Annotated in this window: 17 protein-coding genes and 1 pseudogene; 7 read left to right on the top strand and 11 right to left on the bottom strand. The window is 54.0% G+C overall.

The genetic code is table 11. The features are described from left to right. Window positions 1-355: 355 nt before the first annotated feature. Complete coding sequence (locus HMPREF1546_RS15220) at window positions 356-1423, bottom strand: hypothetical protein (RefSeq protein WP_021751304.1); 1068 nt, start codon at window positions 1421-1423, stop codon at window positions 356-358. A 286-nt stretch (window positions 1424-1709) separates the two neighbouring features. Continuing rightward, window positions 1710-2201 (bottom strand): hypothetical protein, encoded by a 492-nt coding sequence (locus HMPREF1546_RS15210; RefSeq protein WP_021751302.1) that lies wholly within the window; start codon window positions 2199-2201, stop codon window positions 1710-1712. A 197-nt stretch (window positions 2202-2398) separates the two neighbouring features. Here HMPREF1546_RS15210 and HMPREF1546_RS15205 point away from each other — a divergent pair, with 197 nt between their 5' ends. Then, window positions 2399-3691, top strand: a complete 1293-nt coding sequence (locus HMPREF1546_RS15205) for an ATP-binding protein (RefSeq protein ID WP_021751301.1) — start codon at window positions 2399-2401, stop codon at window positions 3689-3691. 283 nt (window positions 3692-3974) lie between these two features. On the opposite strand, the gene HMPREF1546_RS15200 is transcribed toward HMPREF1546_RS15205, so the two are convergent. From HMPREF1546_RS15200 to HMPREF1546_RS15165, 8 genes are all read right to left on the bottom strand, one after another. Then, window positions 3975-4433: a hypothetical protein gene (locus tag HMPREF1546_RS15200; protein ID WP_021751300.1), complete on the bottom strand. Its 459-nt coding sequence runs from the start codon at window positions 4431-4433 to the stop codon at window positions 3975-3977. Between the two features lie 991 nt (window positions 4434-5424). Further along, entirely contained in the window at window positions 5425-5715 is a 291-nt protein-coding gene (gene cas2 / locus HMPREF1546_RS15195) for a CRISPR-associated endonuclease Cas2 (protein WP_021751298.1), read from the bottom strand. A gap of 9 nt (window positions 5716-5724) precedes the next feature. Continuing rightward, window positions 5725-6405, bottom strand: a complete 681-nt coding sequence (cas1, locus tag HMPREF1546_RS15190; RefSeq protein WP_083491032.1) for a CRISPR-associated endonuclease Cas1 — start codon at window positions 6403-6405, stop codon at window positions 5725-5727. A gap of 3 nt (window positions 6406-6408) precedes the next feature. Beyond that, the gene (gene cas4, locus HMPREF1546_RS15185) at window positions 6409-7068 is read right to left on the bottom strand and encodes a CRISPR-associated protein Cas4 (RefSeq protein WP_036631331.1); all 660 of its coding nucleotides are present in this window, start codon (window positions 7066-7068) and stop codon (window positions 6409-6411) included. Continuing rightward, entirely contained in the window at window positions 7068-7964 is an 897-nt protein-coding gene (gene cas7c, locus HMPREF1546_RS15180) for a type I-C CRISPR-associated protein Cas7/Csd2 (RefSeq protein WP_021751295.1), read from the bottom strand. The genes cas4 and cas7c overlap by 1 nt, the downstream gene beginning before the upstream one ends. After that, entirely contained in the window at window positions 7957-9717 is a 1761-nt protein-coding gene (gene cas8c, locus HMPREF1546_RS15175) for a type I-C CRISPR-associated protein Cas8c/Csd1 (protein WP_021751294.1), read from the bottom strand. Before cas8c ends, cas7c begins: the two co-directional genes overlap by 8 nt. Then, a complete protein-coding gene (cas5c, locus tag HMPREF1546_RS15170) occupies window positions 9714-10376 on the bottom strand; it encodes a type I-C CRISPR-associated protein Cas5c (RefSeq protein ID WP_036631302.1) in 663 nt (220 codons plus the stop codon). The genes cas8c and cas5c overlap by 4 nt, the downstream gene beginning before the upstream one ends. A gap of 95 nt (window positions 10377-10471) precedes the next feature. Beyond that, the gene (locus tag HMPREF1546_RS15165; protein ID WP_021751292.1) at window positions 10472-12622 is read right to left on the bottom strand and encodes a CRISPR-associated helicase/endonuclease Cas3; all 2151 of its coding nucleotides are present in this window, start codon (window positions 12620-12622) and stop codon (window positions 10472-10474) included. Window positions 12623-12965: 343 nt separating this feature from the next. On the opposite strand from HMPREF1546_RS15165, the gene HMPREF1546_RS19970 reads away from it, so the two are divergent. The 5 genes and pseudogenes from HMPREF1546_RS19970 to HMPREF1546_RS18995 all read left to right on the top strand — a co-directional run bounded on the left by HMPREF1546_RS19970 (window position 12966) and on the right by HMPREF1546_RS18995 (window position 16209). Beyond that, window positions 12966-13196, top strand: coding sequence for a helix-turn-helix transcriptional regulator (locus HMPREF1546_RS19970; RefSeq protein ID WP_083491031.1), 231 nt, complete (start codon window positions 12966-12968; stop codon window positions 13194-13196). 120 nt (window positions 13197-13316) lie between these two features. After that, window positions 13317-13532, top strand: a complete 216-nt coding sequence (locus HMPREF1546_RS19005) for a DUF6514 family protein (RefSeq protein WP_021751290.1) — start codon at window positions 13317-13319, stop codon at window positions 13530-13532. 180 nt (window positions 13533-13712) lie between these two features. Then, window positions 13713-14665, top strand: a pseudogene (locus HMPREF1546_RS19715) (transposase); the annotation flags it as partial. A 455-nt stretch (window positions 14666-15120) separates the two neighbouring features. Further along, the gene (locus HMPREF1546_RS15155) at window positions 15121-15396 is read left to right on the top strand and encodes a hypothetical protein (protein ID WP_136890698.1); all 276 of its coding nucleotides are present in this window, start codon (window positions 15121-15123) and stop codon (window positions 15394-15396) included. Between the two features lie 204 nt (window positions 15397-15600). Beyond that, the gene (locus tag HMPREF1546_RS18995; protein ID WP_147629945.1) at window positions 15601-16209 is read left to right on the top strand and encodes a hypothetical protein; all 609 of its coding nucleotides are present in this window, start codon (window positions 15601-15603) and stop codon (window positions 16207-16209) included. Here the strand turns inward: HMPREF1546_RS18995 and HMPREF1546_RS15150 are convergent. Continuing rightward, window positions 16177-17064, bottom strand: a complete 888-nt coding sequence (locus tag HMPREF1546_RS15150) for a LysR family transcriptional regulator (RefSeq protein WP_021751284.1) — start codon at window positions 17062-17064, stop codon at window positions 16177-16179. The two genes, HMPREF1546_RS18995 and HMPREF1546_RS15150, sit on opposite strands and share 33 nt — an antisense overlap. 479 nt (window positions 17065-17543) lie before the next feature. On the opposite strand from HMPREF1546_RS15150, the gene HMPREF1546_RS15145 reads away from it, so the two are divergent. Beyond that, window positions 17544-18620 carry an NAD/NADP-dependent octopine/nopaline dehydrogenase family protein gene (locus HMPREF1546_RS15145; RefSeq protein WP_051320052.1) on the top strand — a complete coding sequence of 359 codons (1077 nt, stop codon included), beginning with the start codon at window positions 17544-17546 and terminating at the stop codon, window positions 18618-18620. The last annotated feature ends 32 nt before the right edge of the window (window positions 18621-18652 follow it).

Here is an 18652-nt window from a genome sequence, read left to right as displayed (position 1 = left end):
AGACATCCTCCGGGAACCGGCGCTGCTGGTCCAGTGCCCTGTCGAAGCTGATCTGACCGTTGGTGCGCCGCACTTCGTCCTTTAGATGTTGATCCAGAATTGGAAGCGTGCATCGACTATCAGAAATATGGCCAGCACCGCATCCAGCAGGAAGGCGGCCGCTTTGGAGACCGGGGCTATGTAGCATATCTGGGGTCAAAGCCGGAAATCCGTTCGATCATGGACCGAAATCTGTCGGAGAAGCAAATGAATCAGAGTCTCTGCCAAAAGAAGAATACCAGCATAGAGATGGGAGGTGGGCGGTTTTGAACGGTAAATACTGGGCCAAAGAAGAATGTTATCGGGCAGTAGAGGACTACATCCTGAAAATAGGAAAACTTCCAATGGCAAAAGATATGAGAGGCAAGAATCGCCTGCCGCCATATAAATGTTCGGATTTCGTGATCAGAAACCAACCATACTCTTCCGCCGAGCTGATGTCCGGAACCACAGTAAAATCACGAAGTTCTTCTGCCAGATACAGGACTTCCTCCGGTGTCTCCGGCCAAACAGTATCAAAGACTGTATGGAAGTCCTCAAGCGCCTGACCGTCGAACTTTTGAAGGCATCGGGTCAGTGCGTTTAGTGTTTCCAGGTGCTCATTCAGGGGATACTCATCCTCGAAAACACCACAGACCGCCTCGCTGATTTCGGAAGTGTCCAGAGTCGCCACGCACTGTTCTGGCTGTTCGACTTCCAGCCGCCGCAGTGCCCGGGCGATTTTGCTCTCTGTGCAAGGAAAATAAAGCATCTCCCGTTCCTTGGGATGGCCTGGGAGGGTGAGGATTACAGAGGCTAAACAGCTTTCGTAGAAATACTCTGGAAAGCGGCGGCCATCATAAAGCTGTGGGAGCCTCATGCCATTGTTATACACAACGCCGTAGGGAGTGATTGTTTCGCCTCCGCCCTCAATCAAGAGCAACGCTGTTTCATATCCATCCAGATATTCCAGTTTCTCCGATCTGACGGTGCCGCCGTTCAGATCCATATAGTGATTCTGGCCGATTTCCTCCAAGTCGGAAAAATCCGTGATGATGGTAACCTGCTGACAGGAAAAGGTCAGGTTGATGAGATCTACAATCCCATGGCAGCCGCAGCTGACTGCCGCCCCCTGAAATTTTGCCATCTCCCGATCATCGAAGCTGTCCAGCCGCTTGGCCAGATAGTCCAATTCATCCACTGTCACGTTACATCCGACCAACTGCTGCAGGATGGAGGGGTCGTGCTGGATTTCCCGGATAAAGCAGTCCCGCTTGATTGGGCCTCCAATCTCCATTTTCCCCAGCAGTTCCAGGCGGCGGTCGTATTCATTTTCCCCAATAGGGAATGGGATGGTCGCCTTTCCATACTCAGGGTGCTGCGCGTTGCTCAGTATGGCTTGCATTTTGTTTTACCTCCAGTTCCTCCCAGTCGCAGGACCACAGATCCGTAGTGGTCGATTAGCAGGGCGTCCAGAATCAACGCCAATGTGAGATTATCCACAAGGTCCGCATCGCATAACTCGGGGATCGTGATGGTCCACCGTCTCTGGCTGATTCCCCGTGCGGCCTGATACAGTGCATATTCCTGTCCGCTGAGTCCATGCAGCACACGCCATTTATGTAAAGCCGTTGGCCATAAGTCAAAGAGATTTAGAGCGCCCCACCGCCGGAGCGGCTCGGTGGCAGTCATCAGATACATAGCAGCCAAACGACGATTTCCGTCATCACGTTTCCAATGGCTGGCCAAGTATGTGGAATAGACCTGTAGGCGGGCAGCGTGACCCTCGTTGTAGTAGGTGACCGCCTTTTTCCTGAGAGCACCTCTCGAATCCGATTTCCGAGCAGCCCGTCCATCCAGTGCTTATAGAATTCGGATGCCAGAACAGCGTATGTGACCACACCAGCTTCCGCCCGTTCTTCCAGCCAGGGACATACCCGCCGGGTGTCACGTTTTTTATGATATTTTGTGCAGTTTTTGCAGTCCACATCCTCTGGTCGGTATCGGAACCGGCAGAGGATCATCTGGCCGCCACCGCGAGACATGAAATTCGGAGGCGTCATCATCTGCTGTTCCAATCCTGCCAGAGGAGTATCCTTGAAAAAATACTTTGTTATGTCGTCCTTTCCGGCCCAGTTTCCGAAAAGGGGCGTCAAAAAGGCCGATCCCCCTTTCGGGATCACGGCCTTATCCTCTTTTTGATTTATATTTTAGGTGTCGAAGGACTCTCTGATTATGTTCTATTTCCCCTTTGTTTAGGAGAAACTCGAAATAGTGTGCTTTTTCACTTGCTTTTTTCTGAGAAAATGTGATAATACTTGGTTGAATTCATCAGAAAAACGTATTACAATTTTTGTAAATTACAGTGGCGGTGATTTCAATGAAGCGTAATGCGATTTCTGATTTAATCAACTGGAAAAACAGTGCGGACCGCAAGCCGCTGGTCATGCGCGGCGCACGCCAAGTGGGCAAGACCTGGCTGATGCGGGAGTTTGGGCAGAGCTGCTACAGCGGCTTTGTCTATTTCAACTTTGATGAAGAAGACGAATTGAAGTCTATTTTTGAGACCAACAAGAACCCGCAGCGCATTGTTGAATTGCTTTCCCTCATTGCCGGAGAAAAAATTCTCCCCGGGGAGACGCTGATCATTTTTGACGAGATCCAGGAATGCCCGGAGGCGTTGAATTCGCTTAAATACTTCAAAGAGAAAGCCAATGAATACCATGTCATTGCAGCAGGAAGCCTGCTTGGAACACTGCTTGCTCAACCGAAGTCCTATCTGGTGGGCATGGTCAACTTGCTGGACCTCTATCCACTGACCTTTGATGAGTTTCTGGAAGCCACAGACGAGGCACTCTATGCCTATTACGAGAGCATCCATAAGGATCAGCAGATCGAGGAAATTTTTCACAACCGCCTGCTGGAAGCCTACAACAACTACCTGATCATTGGCGGGATGCCGGAGTGCGTTGCCTCCTGGGTGAAGGAGAAAGATCCGGCTAAAATTTCCCAAATTCAGAGAGAACTAATCGAAATCTATGAAAACGACTTCTCCAAGCACAATGGCAAGGTCAACAGCGGGCGGATTTTGATGGTCTTCCGCAGCATTGTTTCCCAGCTTGCCAAATCCAATGAGAAGTTCATCTACGGCGCTGTGAGGCAAGGCGGCCGGGCTCGTGATTTTGAGGGGGCGATCGAGTGGCTGGTTTCGGCGGGAATGCTGAACCGTATCTACAATGTCTCCAAAATGGAGCATCCCCTCTCCGCCTTTGACAAGCTGGATCAATTCAAGCTCTTTCTGTTCGATACCGGCCTGCTCAAACACATGGCGGGCATTGACAACAGCGCAATTCTTCTGAAGGCTGATTACCAATTCAAGGGGCCGCTCACTGAAAACTATGTACTGCAGCAACTCCGAGGACAATTTCCGGTGGAGCCGCGATACTATTCTGATAAGAATGGAGAAATCGACTTCGTACTGCAGCATGGAATGGACATCATTCCTGTTGAGACAAAGGGCGGTGAGGAAAAATCCGCTCCGTCCTTTAAGCGGTACATTGCTGAGCGTCATCCCCAATATGCCATCCGCTTTTCGAAGAGAGGATATCGCAAGGACGGAGCCATTACCAATATTCCGCTTTACCTTGTCAGAAAAACAAAAGAGCTTTTATGATTTGCCTTTTTGAACAGAGAAGGCACAACGCTTTACAGCAGACTTTTATTGTGCGCTTGTTGTGAGGTGTGAGAATTCGGAGGCGTCATCATCTGGCGCTCCAATTACGCCTGAAGGGTGACTTTTAGAGAATACTTCGTCATGTCATCTTTTCCGGCCTAGCCCCCCAAAAGGACACCAAACAGAAGGGGCTCCCTTTTGAACACAGTTCATTTCACTTCTTAATGTGTTGTAGTTATGAATAGGGAGAAGGGGGCCTTAAACACCCATTGAACCTAAGTCCTCAGCATTCTCCCACTGCGTCACCATTGAGATACACCCAGGCTCCAGTTTGCATTTTCTCTTCCAGATTGAGAAGGCATATCCGATGTTCTCGGAGCATCTTTTGCAGTTCTGGAGAGATTTGTGTAAATAGAGATATATCGGCGGATTCTTCCGACAAGGCTGTGTCGAGATTCTCATCGCGTGATTTGCCAGACATCAGTGCGCATGGTTCCTGTTGACCACAGTTGTCACAGTCTGAGCATAACTTCAATAATCTGTCAACTAACCCAGTCACTAATTTCAAGAGGGAGTCGCTAACTTCAATCAGCTCAGAGGCGGTCATCTCACCAGGGAAGATTACTACGGCTTGATTCAGGAGATGAAGTTCTAATCGATCAAACCCCGTCAGGTTTGCCTGTTCCAGCTCCTCAGCAGAAATCATAATCTCATTTCTCTGATCAAATTGTCTTTGTTTCATTCTTTTTCCTTTCCACAAAATTCCCTATGACTTGACCCATTTTCTCGTACCGAACTGACCCATTTCAAGATAGACAGGTGTAGACTTATTGGACATAAAAGTTCACAAAATAGCACAAATATGCCGATGCTGGATATGTTTTGAATGGTTATAGTAACAAACGGTAGTTCGGGACCAAGAGGCCGTGGGTTCAAATCCCGCCACTCGGACCATGCTGAACGCCCCCGCCTAATCTGAACAGTTTGTATGAGACTGACGGATTAGATGGGGTTGTTTTATGGCTGAAAACCTTGACACAGCAAGGTTTTCAGCCATTTTCATATCTGCAATAGAAATGGGACATGAAAACACAAAAAACTCGAAATCGATTTACAAAACAGAAGATTTCCGAAATCTGAACCCCTATATGCCAACCCCTTGGAATTGGCACCACTACGTTTGGTAGTCTTCCTCCATCTGGCATGGAGTCCAATTTTTTAATGTGCGATAAGGCCATGTTGTATTGTGGAATTCAATATGTGAGTCGATCCTTCTCTTGAACTCTGATTCAGAAGCATAGTCCCTCCGATTTTGAAGTACTTCGGACACGGATCAACCCCATCTCACGCACAGATATCAGCCACAAATCTTGTGCTGACCTTGTGCTCCCTCTGCATGAGAATCATGTGGATTTTCTCAGCGCCAAGCAGAGTCTGTCTGCAGACATTGAATTTCAATTGTCGCTCCCCGTGAGGGGAGCGACTCTTCACCCAGGGCGGTTCAAGCCCGAGATCGCAATTTCAATCCACGCTCCCCGTAAGGGGAGCGACAGCGAAACAGCACAAAGGCACAGGTATGTTTTGTGACAAATGTGCAATTTCGTAAACCGGAATGGCTAGGAGCCGTGTCTGTGTCACAGTTCGCACGCTTAAATTTACGGAAATCTCCTGTCCATTTGATGATATTTGAGTGCGAACCTGCCGGGAAAACGATGTTCGCTTCCCCTTCGCACTCAGAGGATCAGAGGGGCCTCCGGTTGGTAGCTGCGCTGATTGCCGAAGTGCTCGATCTTGTTTTCATAGCGCTTTCCCAGATAGTAAAACCGCAGACTATCTCTTCCCGGGTCCATGATGGAGAGCAGTTTGGCCTGCAGCACCTTGCACTGGGCAGTGTCCAGCATACACTCAAAGACGGAGTTCTGGACCCGCTGGCCGTAGTTGACGCACTGCCTGGCGATCTGCCGCAGGCGTTTGCGGCCGGCGGGGTCCTCTGTGTTCACATCATAGGTAATCAGTACCAGCATCCGGACACCTCACTTCCACAAAAAGGGCGGGTATTCCTCCAGGTCGTCCCGCAGAGTCCGGGCCAACAGCAGCGCCTGTACATAGGGGACTAGGCCCCAGGGGATCTTCTCTCCCAGATAGGGGTGCTTCAGTTCAGTTTTCTTCCGCTCCTGCCAGTGGGTCAAAAAGACCTTGCGGCCGGAGTCCGTCAGATAGACCGCCCCATTTTCCCGGAACTGGAAGTCGTCCCTGTGCACGACACGATTGTTGATTAGAGTCAGGACGAAGCGGTCCGCAAGGCAGGGACGCAGTTCCTCCATCAAGCCCAGGGCAAAAGAGGTTCGCCCGGGGCGGTCCCGGTGGAGAAATCCCACATAGGCGTCCAGCCCCACGCTCTCCAGAGCGGAGGCACAGTCGTGCGTCAGCAGGCTGTATGCAAAGGACAGCAGGGCGTTGACCGGGTCCAGCGGCGGCCGGCGGTTTCGGTTCGAAAAGGCAAACAGCGGTTTCTCCCCTAAGATCATCTGGTCAAACACGCTGAAGTAGATCGTGGCCCCGGCGCCCTCCAGGCCCCGCAGCTGCTCCAGGGAGGTTTCGGCGGCGATCTGGGGCAGCAGCGCCCGCAGCTGGGCGGAGGCGTTGGAAAACGCGCTTTCATCTATCCGGAGGCCGTGGTCCCGCCGGGTACGCTCAACGCTCCACCGGGTGATGTCTCATGGCGATTCCTCCATGGCGCGGCGCAGATACGTCTGGACGCTCTCCCGCCGGACCAGCTGGGGCAGGCACAGCTCCTTGAGAGAGCAGGCGCTGCAGGATTTGGAGGGCTTGGCCTTGGGCGTATGGCCTCGATGGTACAGCTGGTGCATTTCGTCGGAGTCCCTGCGCACCGTCTCCCGTAGCTCCGGGGTGAAGAACACCACCGTGCGGCGGCGTGGCTCCCCATAGAACAGAACGCCTTCTGGAATAGAGCAGCAGAGCATCTCCTCCAGGCACATGGCCTGGGCGCACAGCTGCAGTTCATCCGCCTGATGGGATTTGGGCTTTCCCCGCTTATACTCCACGGGATACGGCTGCCAAAGACCCTCCTCCCCCTGAAGCGGTACGCCTTTGGGGGTGGCGTGGAATTCCACCACGTCGCACTGGCCGGAAAGCCCCAGTTGATGGGAGACCACCTGCAATCCCCGGAGGATCAGGGTATCGCCCCGCCGCTCCCGGGCCGCCTCGTCGTGGGCTCTGCGATGGAGAAGGCCGCCCTCCACAGTCCGCAGGTTCTCCTGCCATTGCTGCTCCAGATGGATCAGTGCCCACTGCCGCCGGCAGAACGCGAAGTGCTGCAGACCGGAGAGGGGGAGGAGGTCCTCAGAAAAATCAATCACCCCATGCGGGTACAGGTGATGCCGGCGGGCAGCGCGGACTCGTCCACTGAGACAGTGTAGTCTCCAAAGGAGCGGGCGGGGGAGGCGTCCGCCGGGTCCTTTCGGGCGATCTTTACCGTGTCGAACAGCTTCCAGGCGGGGGCGCAGCCCAGCTCGCTGTCGTGCTTAAAGACGATCAGCTCCCGGACTGCCATCTTGCCGCGGGCGGCGGAGTGATCGTTCTCGAACATGTTGAGGATGGCCTCCCACAGCAGGGACAGGTCCTCCTCGGAGAAACCGGTGGTCTTGCGGGCCAGATTGGCGGAGATATAGCCCTCGCACCGATAGAGCCCATAGGGGACGATGTACTTGCGGCCCATCTCCGTCCCCTTTTTCTCCGCGTCCGCCTCGGTAGTGATGGCCACCCGTGTAATGGTGATTTCCTGGGGGATAACGGGCTCCACGCTGCGGGCAAAGCCCAGCTGCACTGGACCACGGACTTGGCCGCAGTTCAGGGCGGCCTTCATAAACGTGGTCATCACCGCGCCGAAGGCGCGGATGTCGTAGAAGTTGGCGCACATCCAGTCCCGGATTTTTCGGTCCAGTTCCGGATCGGCTTTTTTCTTCTCCTTGGCGGTTTTTTCATCGACATCCAGCGCCTTGTAGGCCTCGGCATCGCTCCGGTTGAGAGGGACCCCGTCCTTCACATAGATACGGTAGCCGGCAGCGTCTTCCTTGACCGTCTCCACATAATTGCGGATCTTTCGCTTCAGGCACACGTCCGTGACAAGGCCCAGGCCGGTTTCGGGATCTACCCGGGGCATATTCCCCGCATCCGGGTCTCCATTGGGGTTGCCGTTTTCCACGTCAAAGAGAATGACAAATTCATAGCGGTTCTTGATGGGTTCAGACATCTTTCGCTTCCTCCTTTTTCTGATAGCGGGCCTGGGTCTGGCAGTAGTAGCCCAGCTGGAACGAGCCCTGCTGGGGCAGATTCATGTGGGCGGGATACTGTTCCCCAATGCGGCTGCAAAGCTCTGTCAGCTGTTTTTCATAGAAGACCACCAGCCCTGCGTTGGAGCCGCGCAGCTTTTTCAGATGCTTCTGCGCCAGGTTGAGGAGAATGGGGAAGATCACGGCCGGCGTAGCGGCGGCGGAGTTGAAATACTTGTCCTTGATGGTGGCGTTGATGCCGGGATTTGCAGAGGCCTGGATGGCCTCCAGCACAGAAAAGAGCCGGCCCAGCGTATAGGGCACGTTCGATGCATCCGGATTCAGGGACACTTGCAAGACCTCCTCTGGTATGTCTGGATTTTCGTGTTTGGTAGTTTCTGCAAGCTTTTGGTAGTAGGCTTTTACGATGGCTGCCCGCCCCCGAGTGACCTCCCGCTCCGCCCGGATCCGGAGGGCCACGCCGTTCAGCAGCGTGGCGGGATACCGGGTATTGGTCAGGACTGCCCGCAGCACTTCACCGGCCAGGTCGGGAGCAGGGGATTTGTCCCTGGCATTTTGGTTGACGGTCTCACTGAGCAGCTTCCAGAGGGGCAGCGTCTCAAATTTGTCGTAGGCCGGGCGGACGATCTCCAGCCGGTCATAATGGGCCTGGACATTCCGAAGGAACCCACCGAACGTATTGTGGAGGAAAAACCGCACCGACAGGCGGGCGGAATTGGGAGACAGGCCCAGGATGTAAAAGTCCATGCTGGGGTCCAGTTTTGTCTCATCGTAGACCACCGGATTGCCCTGGCACAAGGCGCCAACCAACCCTTTCAGGTCCGTTTCGTCATAGAAATCGGAGAAAAACGTCTGAAAGACGTCCTGATATCCCCGCTCTCCGCTTCTGGCCCAGCAGACGACGGTAGCATCGCCCACGCGAAAGACGTGTTCCCGGTCGGCCAGGAGCGCGTTCAATGCAGAGGTATATGCAAATGCCGCATACTTGCCGGTGGGAGCGTTGAGGTTCTGCTCCTTTCCGTAGGAGCAGAAGGCCGGGGCGTTGAAGGACACCAGGGCCGCTCCGCTGGACTGGGCACCCGCCACATTTTTGATGGCGGGGTGGACGCTTTCCACCGGTCCCGGCTGCCCGGTGACCAAACAGATTCCCTGAGGACCATCCCCCTTGGTCTGATAGGATGCGTCCCAGGCCCTCCGGACGGAGGGATCCCTGTGGACATAGCCGTCCAGGGTGCGGAAGATCAGGTTGCCGCCGGAGAGAATATCCTCCAGATGCTCCGCCAGAGCGGGGTGTTCCCGGGCTGTCTCGGGGTCCCAAGAGCGGAAAAAGGCGGCGACTGCCCGGGCGGCGGGGGAGTCTACACCCGCCAGCAGCTGTTCGTGCAGCGATCTGCTGGCTTCAAAGCACTCCCGCGTCCGCTGGGGCTTGCCCTTGCTGTCGATCCCCAGCAGATAACCGGCGTTGTCGCAGAGGAAGTTGGCGGCCACTCCCACCGTTCGTTTCACAGGCGCGGGGAGGGAGAGGATCTGCGGCGCGGAAGCCATCTTCTTTCCCCGCGGCTGTTCCGTCTGAATGTCAATCACCTGCTCCAGCGTGCCGTTTTCCGAGAGCAGCAGCGCATAGGACACCTTCACCGGCGCCCAGCCGGGGGCGTCGATCTTCCCGGCCTGTTCCAGTACCCGGTAGTAGTCGGTCAGCGCCTGTAAGATCATCCCCGCACCTCCCTGCTGTTCCGACCAGGGACCCGCAGGACGCCGTCTTCCAGGGACGCCCGGAAGAACAGGGGGCGGATATCCTCCGGGTCTGTGTAATCCATGTCATACAGCATCCAGCCCAGATCCCTTGGCCCTTTCAGCTCCTCCGGACAGGGCGGCGGCTCCTCGCACCAACGGAACTGGGCGGGAAATTCCCGGCAGCCGAAGCAGGGCTGATGATAGAATTGTCCCCGCTGGATGCGGCGCTTGACAATGTCCTGGAACTTGCCCGGGTTATCCCCGGGAGCGGCTTTGTCCGTCACATCAAAATGGGCCTCAATGACATAGTGCACATCCCGCAGCAGCAGCGCCGCCCGCTGCTGGATGTCGTTGGCAGTACAGAGATACAGCTCTCCGGTCCCGCGTTCCATGACGGTGCGGACAGACCGGGCGGAGAGAGTGGACTTCACCTCATTGCGCCGCAGATTGGTGAACCGGATCGGCGCGCACACGTAGATGCAGTCGATCACCCACCGCAGCCCCGGATGCCAGTAAATTGCCTCGATCAGCCCCCGGGCTGCCGAAGGGGTCATGACATCATAGCTGACCCGTTCCACCTTCATCTCCGGTCTGGTGAAGAGGGCGTAGTCCCCCCAGACCTCCAAAGAGATGGGCATCAGCATGCACTCCTTTCTTTCGTTTGTGGAAGGGTGGAGCAGCGTACCGCTCCATAGACAGATTTTGGTATAGGTATTTCAATGGATTCTCCGGCCTATCCGATGAACAGGGCATTTCCACCGCTGGGCTCCAGAGTCAGCCCGGTAGTCTGTGTATACAGCCCAATATCCCGCAGGACCACGGAGCCGTCCTCCAGATGCTCCAGCGCCCCTGCCTGCTCCAATGCCGCTAAATGCTGCGGATAGACCGACACGCCGTATTGCCCCAGGCGGCGGTACAGTGTGCGGCTGTATTGACCGCTCCGCAGCAATTCCACAAGTCCGGCGCCCTCCTCCAGAGGAAGGTACACGGTTGTGGTGGGGCTTTCAATCAGGTGGAATCGCTCCGCCACAGTGCGGAAGGGGAAGAACTCCGATTCCATCAGCGGCAGGATGTGGTGAGCATCCTGAGCTTCCGCGCCTTTCAAATCCAGCAACGTGGAGAAATAGGTGTGTATGGCCGCTCGGGAGCTGACGTCCTGGCAGTGATCCAGGACGATCTTCCCGGCGCCGATGGAGGTCTCAAACAGACGGGGAGGTGGATCTTCTCCCTGAAAGATGGTGACGATGCTGTCCTCCGGAGGGCGCTTGCCCTCCCGGTTGCACCGCCCAGCGGCCTGGAGAATGGAGTCCAGACCGGACAGCTCCCGATAGACGGCTGGGAAATCCACATCGACACCGGCCTCGATGAGAGAGGTGGAGACCACTCGGCAGGGCAGCCCATCCCGCAGGCGCCGGCGGATCTCATCCAGAATTCTCCTGCGGTGCGCGGGGTACATCAGGGTGGAGAGATGGAAATTGCCTGAGCCGGACAGTTGGTGGAAGACCTCCCGCGCGGCCCGGCGGGTGTTGACGACGCACAGAACCTGCTCCTGCTGCTGCAGGCAGGCGGCCAGGTCCATCCAGGACAGCGTTCCTGCCTGCTGGAAGGAAACCCGGCGGAAGGACTCCCAGTGCGCTTCGGCCATGGGGCAAATCTCCCGGATGGGGATCTCCGGAGCGAATTCCTGAAAAATGGGGTCCAAAGCGGGCTGAGTGGCGGTACACAAAACAGCGGAAGCGCCGTAGTGCCGGACCAGCTGGGCAATCGCCCAGACACAGGGGCGCAGATAGGGGAGGGGGAGCATCTGGGCCTCGTCAAAGATCAGGACGCTCTGGGCCAGGTTGTGGAGCTTCCGGCATTTGGAAGGCTGGCAGGCATAAAGGGATTCAAAGAATTGGACTGCTGTGGTGACGATTACAGGAACATCCCACGTCTCCACAGACCGAATCAGCGGAGCGGCCTCCGGACTGGATGCATCGTCCTCCTGCTGGTCGAACTGCACACCGGAGTGAAATTCCAGAACATTTTCATCACCCAAAATCTCCCGAAAGGCCTGGGCAGTCTGCTCGATAATCGATGTGTAGGGGATCACATAAACGATTCGCTTCATCCTGCGGGCTTTGGCCTGCGCCAGCGCAAAGGACAGGGAGGCCACCGTTTTTCCGCCGCCGGTGGGCACTGTCAGCGCGAAGAGGCCCGGCCCATACTGTGCCCCCGCCGATATGCACTGTTCCAGAATCACACATCGCTGCATGTTCAGAGCGCCCTTCGGAGGAAACCAGCCGGAGACATAGGTTTCCAGGCGGCGCCACAATTCCTCCATAGAGGAGGACGATGCTGGCAGATACGGGCTGTTGTCCATAAACGCGCCCGTATCTGTGTAGTCTGCATCTACCAGGCAGGAAAAGAGCATCCGCGTGAAAAACATCCCCTCCAGCCTTGTTCCCGCAAATGCGGGGGTATTTGCATGAGGCAGGGAGAATTCACTCTGCCAGGCATGATAGTCCTCCAGATTCCTCTGACTCGCCCGATTGATGCGCCCCCAAAAGGTGCCGGTGCCAGCGGCGTCTCCCCGGCCGCCGCCGTCGGGGAGGCCGCCGTGGTGTCCGGAGATCGCAAAAGCAGCCGCCAGCTGTTGAGCTTTCAGACACTCGAAAGCCCCGGCAGAGGCGTGATCCACTTTCGGCCCGCCATGAAGCCGCCGCTGAAAGGCAGCGGAGTATTTTCCAATATCATGAGCCATACCGGCCAGCTGTCCCTGCGCCTCTGCGTCAAAAGCAGCTGCGAAAGCGGAACACAGAGACGCGGTGCCTTTGAGATGTTCCAGAATTGTCTGGGTCCGGCCGTCTTCTGTGAGATGGGCCAGATAGGCGTAAGTATCCATCTTGCAACCACATCCTGAAATTATATAAAATGCACAATTTATAGATTTATTATATGATTTTCTTGGTTCTATTGCAAGAGGGATATCTGATTCCGGCAGCATCCATGAAACAGGGGGAGTAGATAGAGACATCTTGCAAGGAGGCTCAGGCAAGAATACGTGAAAATTGGATGACATTGGGTGACGAAACTGCTATTTCGCAGAGCAGTTTAACGCGTGATCTATCTCTGCAAGCAAGCTCGCTAGAAGCGGGCTTGCTTTTATGTGTTTTGCGACAAAATCCGATGTTTTTCTGTTGCTCTATCCAACAAGAACTATAGGTCCGTCCAAATTTTTATAGTTCATGGTTAAAATCCTCTATATAAGGAGGGATTTTCCCATGACAAAAATAACTTTACGACGAATCTTTTCAAAGCACGTCCTTCTCAAACGTACGCAATTTCGACTGACACAGGCTCAACTTGCAGAGGCGGTTGGGACCTCCCATGGATGGATTCAGAAAATTGAATCTGGTAAGAAGATGCCTGGCTTTTTCTCGCAATCAAACTTGCAGTCTTTCTCGAAATTGATATGAATAGCTTTCTGAAAGATCTGATAGAAGCCTCTGGCACTCCAATAACTGCATCTAAACGTCAGGAGTCTCTTGTTCATACCGATGCAGCAAAAGAATCCGGGGATACTGAGGTGACTGGTCATGTACAAGTATGAGGTATTTAAGATACATTCTTTATCTTCCAGATCTTACGGCATTCTTGCTAAAGAAAAAATAGGCCGAAGTTGGATTACAGTAGCAGTTACTGCCCCTTTTTCCAACGATTACGGAACCGCCCATCAACTAGCTGAATCCTGTTCTGCCCGCCAGCTTTCTCCCCCGCATCTCGTGGATGTTGTTTCTGATTTTATCTCTTAGAAAACGGTTATATCTTGAAGTTTTTAGCCTTTTCTACAGGAGCGATTCCATCGGAATGGCTCCTACCAGTTTTCTCCTATTTGGACGCTACTACAACGGGTGAAGCACACCCGTCAGACGTGCTTCATTCGTTCCCAAGATTCAGCCACAATGGGGCAACATACAGACAGCGAACGATCACTGCTTCGCGGGCTGCCCGGCAAGCCCCGTGCTGTAATGGAGTCTACGGGTAATTATCATTTACCGGAAGCCTGACTGCTGAATGCCTCCGGATTCTATGCTTCGGCAATCAGTGCAGCGCTGGTGCCAATTTGCGCCGTGCCAAGACCGACAAGAAGGATGCCATTAAACCGGCAAACGACGGTCTTGGCCACTGGCTTACCTTGGCGAGGTATAGATACCCGATTGATGCACAGAAACTGCTGCCAGGCAATACCAGCCGTATTCAAAAGTTGAAGAACAACCTGATCTCTCTGTTAGACACGGCTTTTCCGGGCGCAAACCGCCTGTTTTCAAGCCCTCCGCGTACCGATGGCAGCGAGAAATGGTGGACTTCGCAGCGACATTTTGGAACTGTGAGTGCGTTTGCGTTTTATGTGAAAAAGCATTTATTTCCAAATACCAAAGGTGGTGTAAGAAATATAGCTACAACTTCAGCGAAGATAGGGCATTGAATATTTATGCTTCTGCCCGTAGTCACTTTGATGTTATGCCGAAAACTGATACTGCCAGACTTCTGGCAGAACGGGCTGTCTCTCAACTCCGGACGGCCTGTGCAGCATTGGCCGCCCTGAAACTGTAAAACTGCAAATGCGATCTTGGGCATCTTCACGCCCGGAATATCCCGTGGTGATGAAGATATTTGGTGTTGGTCCATCGCTCGGCTCACAACTTATGGCGGAGATTGGCGATGTCCGCCGTTTCCGCTCCAAGACGGCGTCGGTGGCTTTTGCCGGTATTGATGCATCGCCTTACCAGTCTGGTCAAATAGATATTTACATCCGCAATTCCGCTTCGTTACAGAACTTTTCCTGCTGATGGGTGGATATCTCTCCAATGCCCCTGTAAACGAGGCTGCGCATCAATTCATGGAGAAAAAGTGCTCTGAGGGCAAGCATGACAAGGGTTACATGACGATCCCTTTTACCACACAGTCATGGTTCGATCCGGCTCCCGGACCAGATCCAGTTGGCAGCTTGTAACAGAAATTGTATCCACAGGCAGGAAAATCGGGAGCTAGTCCTGCGGCGGCAGATAGAGATCTGCGTCAAGGACTGCTTTGACAACTATCTGCTCCACAACATGGGAGCATCCCGGTATCCCATGGCAGAGCGGCTGGCAGCTTCCGGTTTCCCCGTGAAATGCGAGACAAGGAGTTGGCGCAGCATATCAGTTGTTCTTTCCGAAGAGCTGCGGAGGCCCTGGAGAAGATCCCCCAAGATCATCCAGATAGTTGAGCTGGTGCAGCTTCAGCGCAACTGTCCGGACTGGGAGGGATCCCAATCTCCAGTGCCGGAAGTGCGATGAGGTGGCCCGGAGATACGGGAAAGAGATTGCGGTCGTGGAGCCGGTGAAGGGAGGCGCTCTGATGAACTTACCGGAGGAGGCCGCTGTGCTGCTGTACCAAGCTGATGCGACCGCCGGACCGGCCTCCTCCTGGTCCATCCGGCTCATTGCGGGGCTGGACGGGGCTTTGACTGTTTTAAGCGGCATGAGAAATCCGGAGCGATTGGGGAACAACACGGGCTACACTGCCAACCAGGAGGCGTATTATGCGGCTCTGCCCCAGACTTACAGAAAGGCATCCGACTGCATCCGCTGTGGCCTGCGGGAGAAAATTGCCCGCAGAGGCTTCCGCCCGTGATCTGCTGGAAACGGTTGCAGAAGCGTTAGAAGCGGAAATATAAAATTTCCGGTGTCCCCAGACAAAACACATTCATAAACAATTGGCTCAGAAACATTAGAAATCTATCTCGGGGCTGTCATTTTGAAGAATATATTGGGACGCCGCACCAAAAGTCCATTGGTGCGGCGTCCGATCTTATTCAATACCTGTGTAAATATTCCTATGTCCAGCCAATTACTTGCTGTGTATTGCCCCCGTAAAATCCATATCCTGCGCCTGCCAGGAACTCCAGACGGGCTGAAGGATAGACCACTCTTTACGGAACAGGGCAGGGGGGACGGTGCTGTCCGTATTTACGAGACTCGGAAGGACATCCTTATTCTGGGGGGCTATCGCCGCATAGATACCATAGCCCAGCAGAGTTCCCGCTTAGATGCGGCCAACGGTCATCCACAGGGAAAAGTAGCTGTCCGGAACACCCTCCACGCCAGAAAAAATCTCATTCATCATTCTTTTATAGAAGAAAATCTGAGAAAAATCCCGGGTATGGATGGGCAAGGATGGTCCAAGTTATACTCTGGATCAGCAGTTTCTGAATCTCCGCCTGGAGCAAGCAGGTTTTATGTAATAAAAGGCACAGGATGCGAGGCCGAGATGAGACTGGGCAGAGAAGTGTTTCGGAAGGGGAGATTTGAGGATGGAAGGAGGCTGCTCCATGTCGCTGTTTGCTCAGTATGTTGGAATATCCTCGTTAAAGACCATGGAACATTTTTTTCAGTTCTTCCACATAGGGAGCGGTCAAAGGGTGAGGCGTCTGCCCCTTCTTGGTGACATAATAATGGGCCAGGATACTATCTTCTCCCTTAAGCGGGACCGAGGAAAATGGTAGTGCTGCGGATGCTGCCAGCGGGTAGAACTGATGAAAAAAGCATCGGATTGAGCCACAATATCCTGGCTGGCAGCACTGTCGTTAATAGAGATGATGCATTTTGGGGGAGACTGAAACAGTTGAGAGATGGACTCGGAATCATCATCGTAAAATCTGCCGAAATTCTCGTGGTTTTCTGCAATCACATAGGGATAGTCCGTCATACGGTCTTCCACCGGAACGGTCTCCTGAGCCTGCAGAATGGGGTGGTCCGCTCTCGTGACGATGCTGATATGGCTCTCCCCCAACAGATGGTAATCCAAGTCCTTTACGCTGCAAAGCCGCGTGATCCGATTACTGTGGGATTTCATCAGGAAGACGATCCCCAGGTCGGAGCGGCAGTGCTGCACATCATCCAGAACATCGTAAAAAGACTGTTTTTTCAGCCTGATATAGATAGAGCCGCCGTGGCCGTCTGAAATCTGCGGCCAAAGCCTTGTGATGGGCGTGCTGAGAAAGAAGGATCGCATGGAAGAGACACTGAAATACTGCTTGCGGAAGTGGCTCTTTGCATACAGATCTTCTACAAAAATTTTTTTGTCTATGATCTCGTTTGCATAGCTCAAGAACTCCCGCCCCTCTTCCGTGACGGAAACGCCCTTTTTGGTTCGAAGGAAGATCTGGATTCCCAATTCTTCCTCCAAGGCCTTGATGCTGTTGCTGACATTGCTCTGGGACGTATAGAGCCGCTCGGCGGCTTTGTTGATGGATTCGCAGTTGGCGACCTCTACCACGAAGCTGAGCTGTTGGAACGTCATGTTGGATCCTCCCTCCGTACATAATAATGCCCCCCTAGACAGCCTCGGCATTTTCCGCCCAGTTTGCTGAGGGGCCTTTGGGATTGCTCTCCAATGTCCTGTCACAGTCCGGAAAAACGCAGAAGTCGGACAGGGGATCCGGCGTGCGCCCGGGAGAGACAGTCTCCCTGAAGTGTGCCCGTAAAGATATGAAATTCATATATTTAGTACTAACAATACCATATAAACGGATTTCCTGTCAATGTGATAAAATTAAGACAAGCAAAACAGGACAGGATCAGACAAAAAACACAATGTTTGCAGAGAGGAGCAGTACGGACAGGAAAAGAGCTGACGAGATCACCTTCAATCAGGCACAGAAGCCGCGGTAATTTTGGAAATAGAAACAACACCTAAGGAGAAACGCCCTTGGGTATTTTTTCAAAGCAAAATACGTTTGTTCAAATTCCATAGGAAAATGAAATGTGGAGGGAATCAAGATGTTGAAATTTGCGATTATCGGAGCGGGCGCAGGCGGACAGAGCATGGCCGCCATTCTCACCAGCAAGGGCTATATCGCCAAGCTGTATGACATCGACAAGGAAAAAATCCATCGTCTGCAGGAACTCAAAACAATCAAGGTCACCGGCGTCATTGCCTGCGAGGCCGCACCGGCGGTTATTACGGACCGGATCGATGAAGTCATGGATGACGTGGACGTGATCATGGTCGTCTCTACTACGGATGCCCATAGAAGCATCGCCTATGCCTGCAAGCCCTATCTGAAGGATGGGCAGATCGTCATGCTGAATCCCGGCCACTGCGGAGGTGCTCTGGAGATCGCCAATATCCTGCGCGGCGAGGATGGCTGCGGCAAGGATCTTATCATTGCGGAGGCGGGGGACCTGATGTATGGCTGCCGCAGTTATGAGGTCGGCAATATCCTTCACACGGGCCTGAAGGTCCACGTGCCGGTGGCGACACTGCCCGCCAGTGATATCGACCGCCTGATGAAAGTGCTGGGACCCATCTTCCCCTGCCTGCAGCCTGCGGCCAATGTGCTGGAGACCGGCTTTGAGGGCGCCGGCGCCATGCTGCACCCCATCCCCAGCCTCATGAACATCAACAAGATGGATCTGGGGCAGAGCTACGACTATTACATGGAGGGAATCACCCCGCATATTGCCGATATCATCTCCGCTTGCGACAAGGAGCGTGTCGCTGTATGCAGGGCGCTGGGCGTGGATGCGCTGGCGCTGGGGGATATGCTGGTCAAGACCTACAAGCTGGAGCCGAAGGACAGCCTGTATGATCTGATTCAGAGCATCGAATCCTATCGCGCTCTGCGCAACCCGACCAATACCAAGCACCGGTTCATCGTGGAGGATACCATGTCCGGCTTGGTACCTCTGGCTTCCGTGGGCCATGCATTGGGCATCCCCACCCCGATGATGGACGCCTTTGTCAATATCGCCAGTGCTGTCTGCGGTCGGGACTTCTGGAAAGAGGGACGCACCGCAGAAAAGCTGGGGATGGCCGGCAAGACGCTGGAGGAGATTCAGGAGATGGTGCAATAAAGAAATCCCAAAAATAAAAGAATAATTTGAAG

It is taken from the genome of Oscillibacter sp. KLE 1745 (assembly GCF_000469445.2).
Taxonomy (GTDB): domain Bacteria; phylum Bacillota; class Clostridia; order Oscillospirales; family Oscillospiraceae; genus Oscillibacter; species Oscillibacter welbionis.
This window is presented reverse-complemented; position numbering and strand designations above follow the sequence as displayed.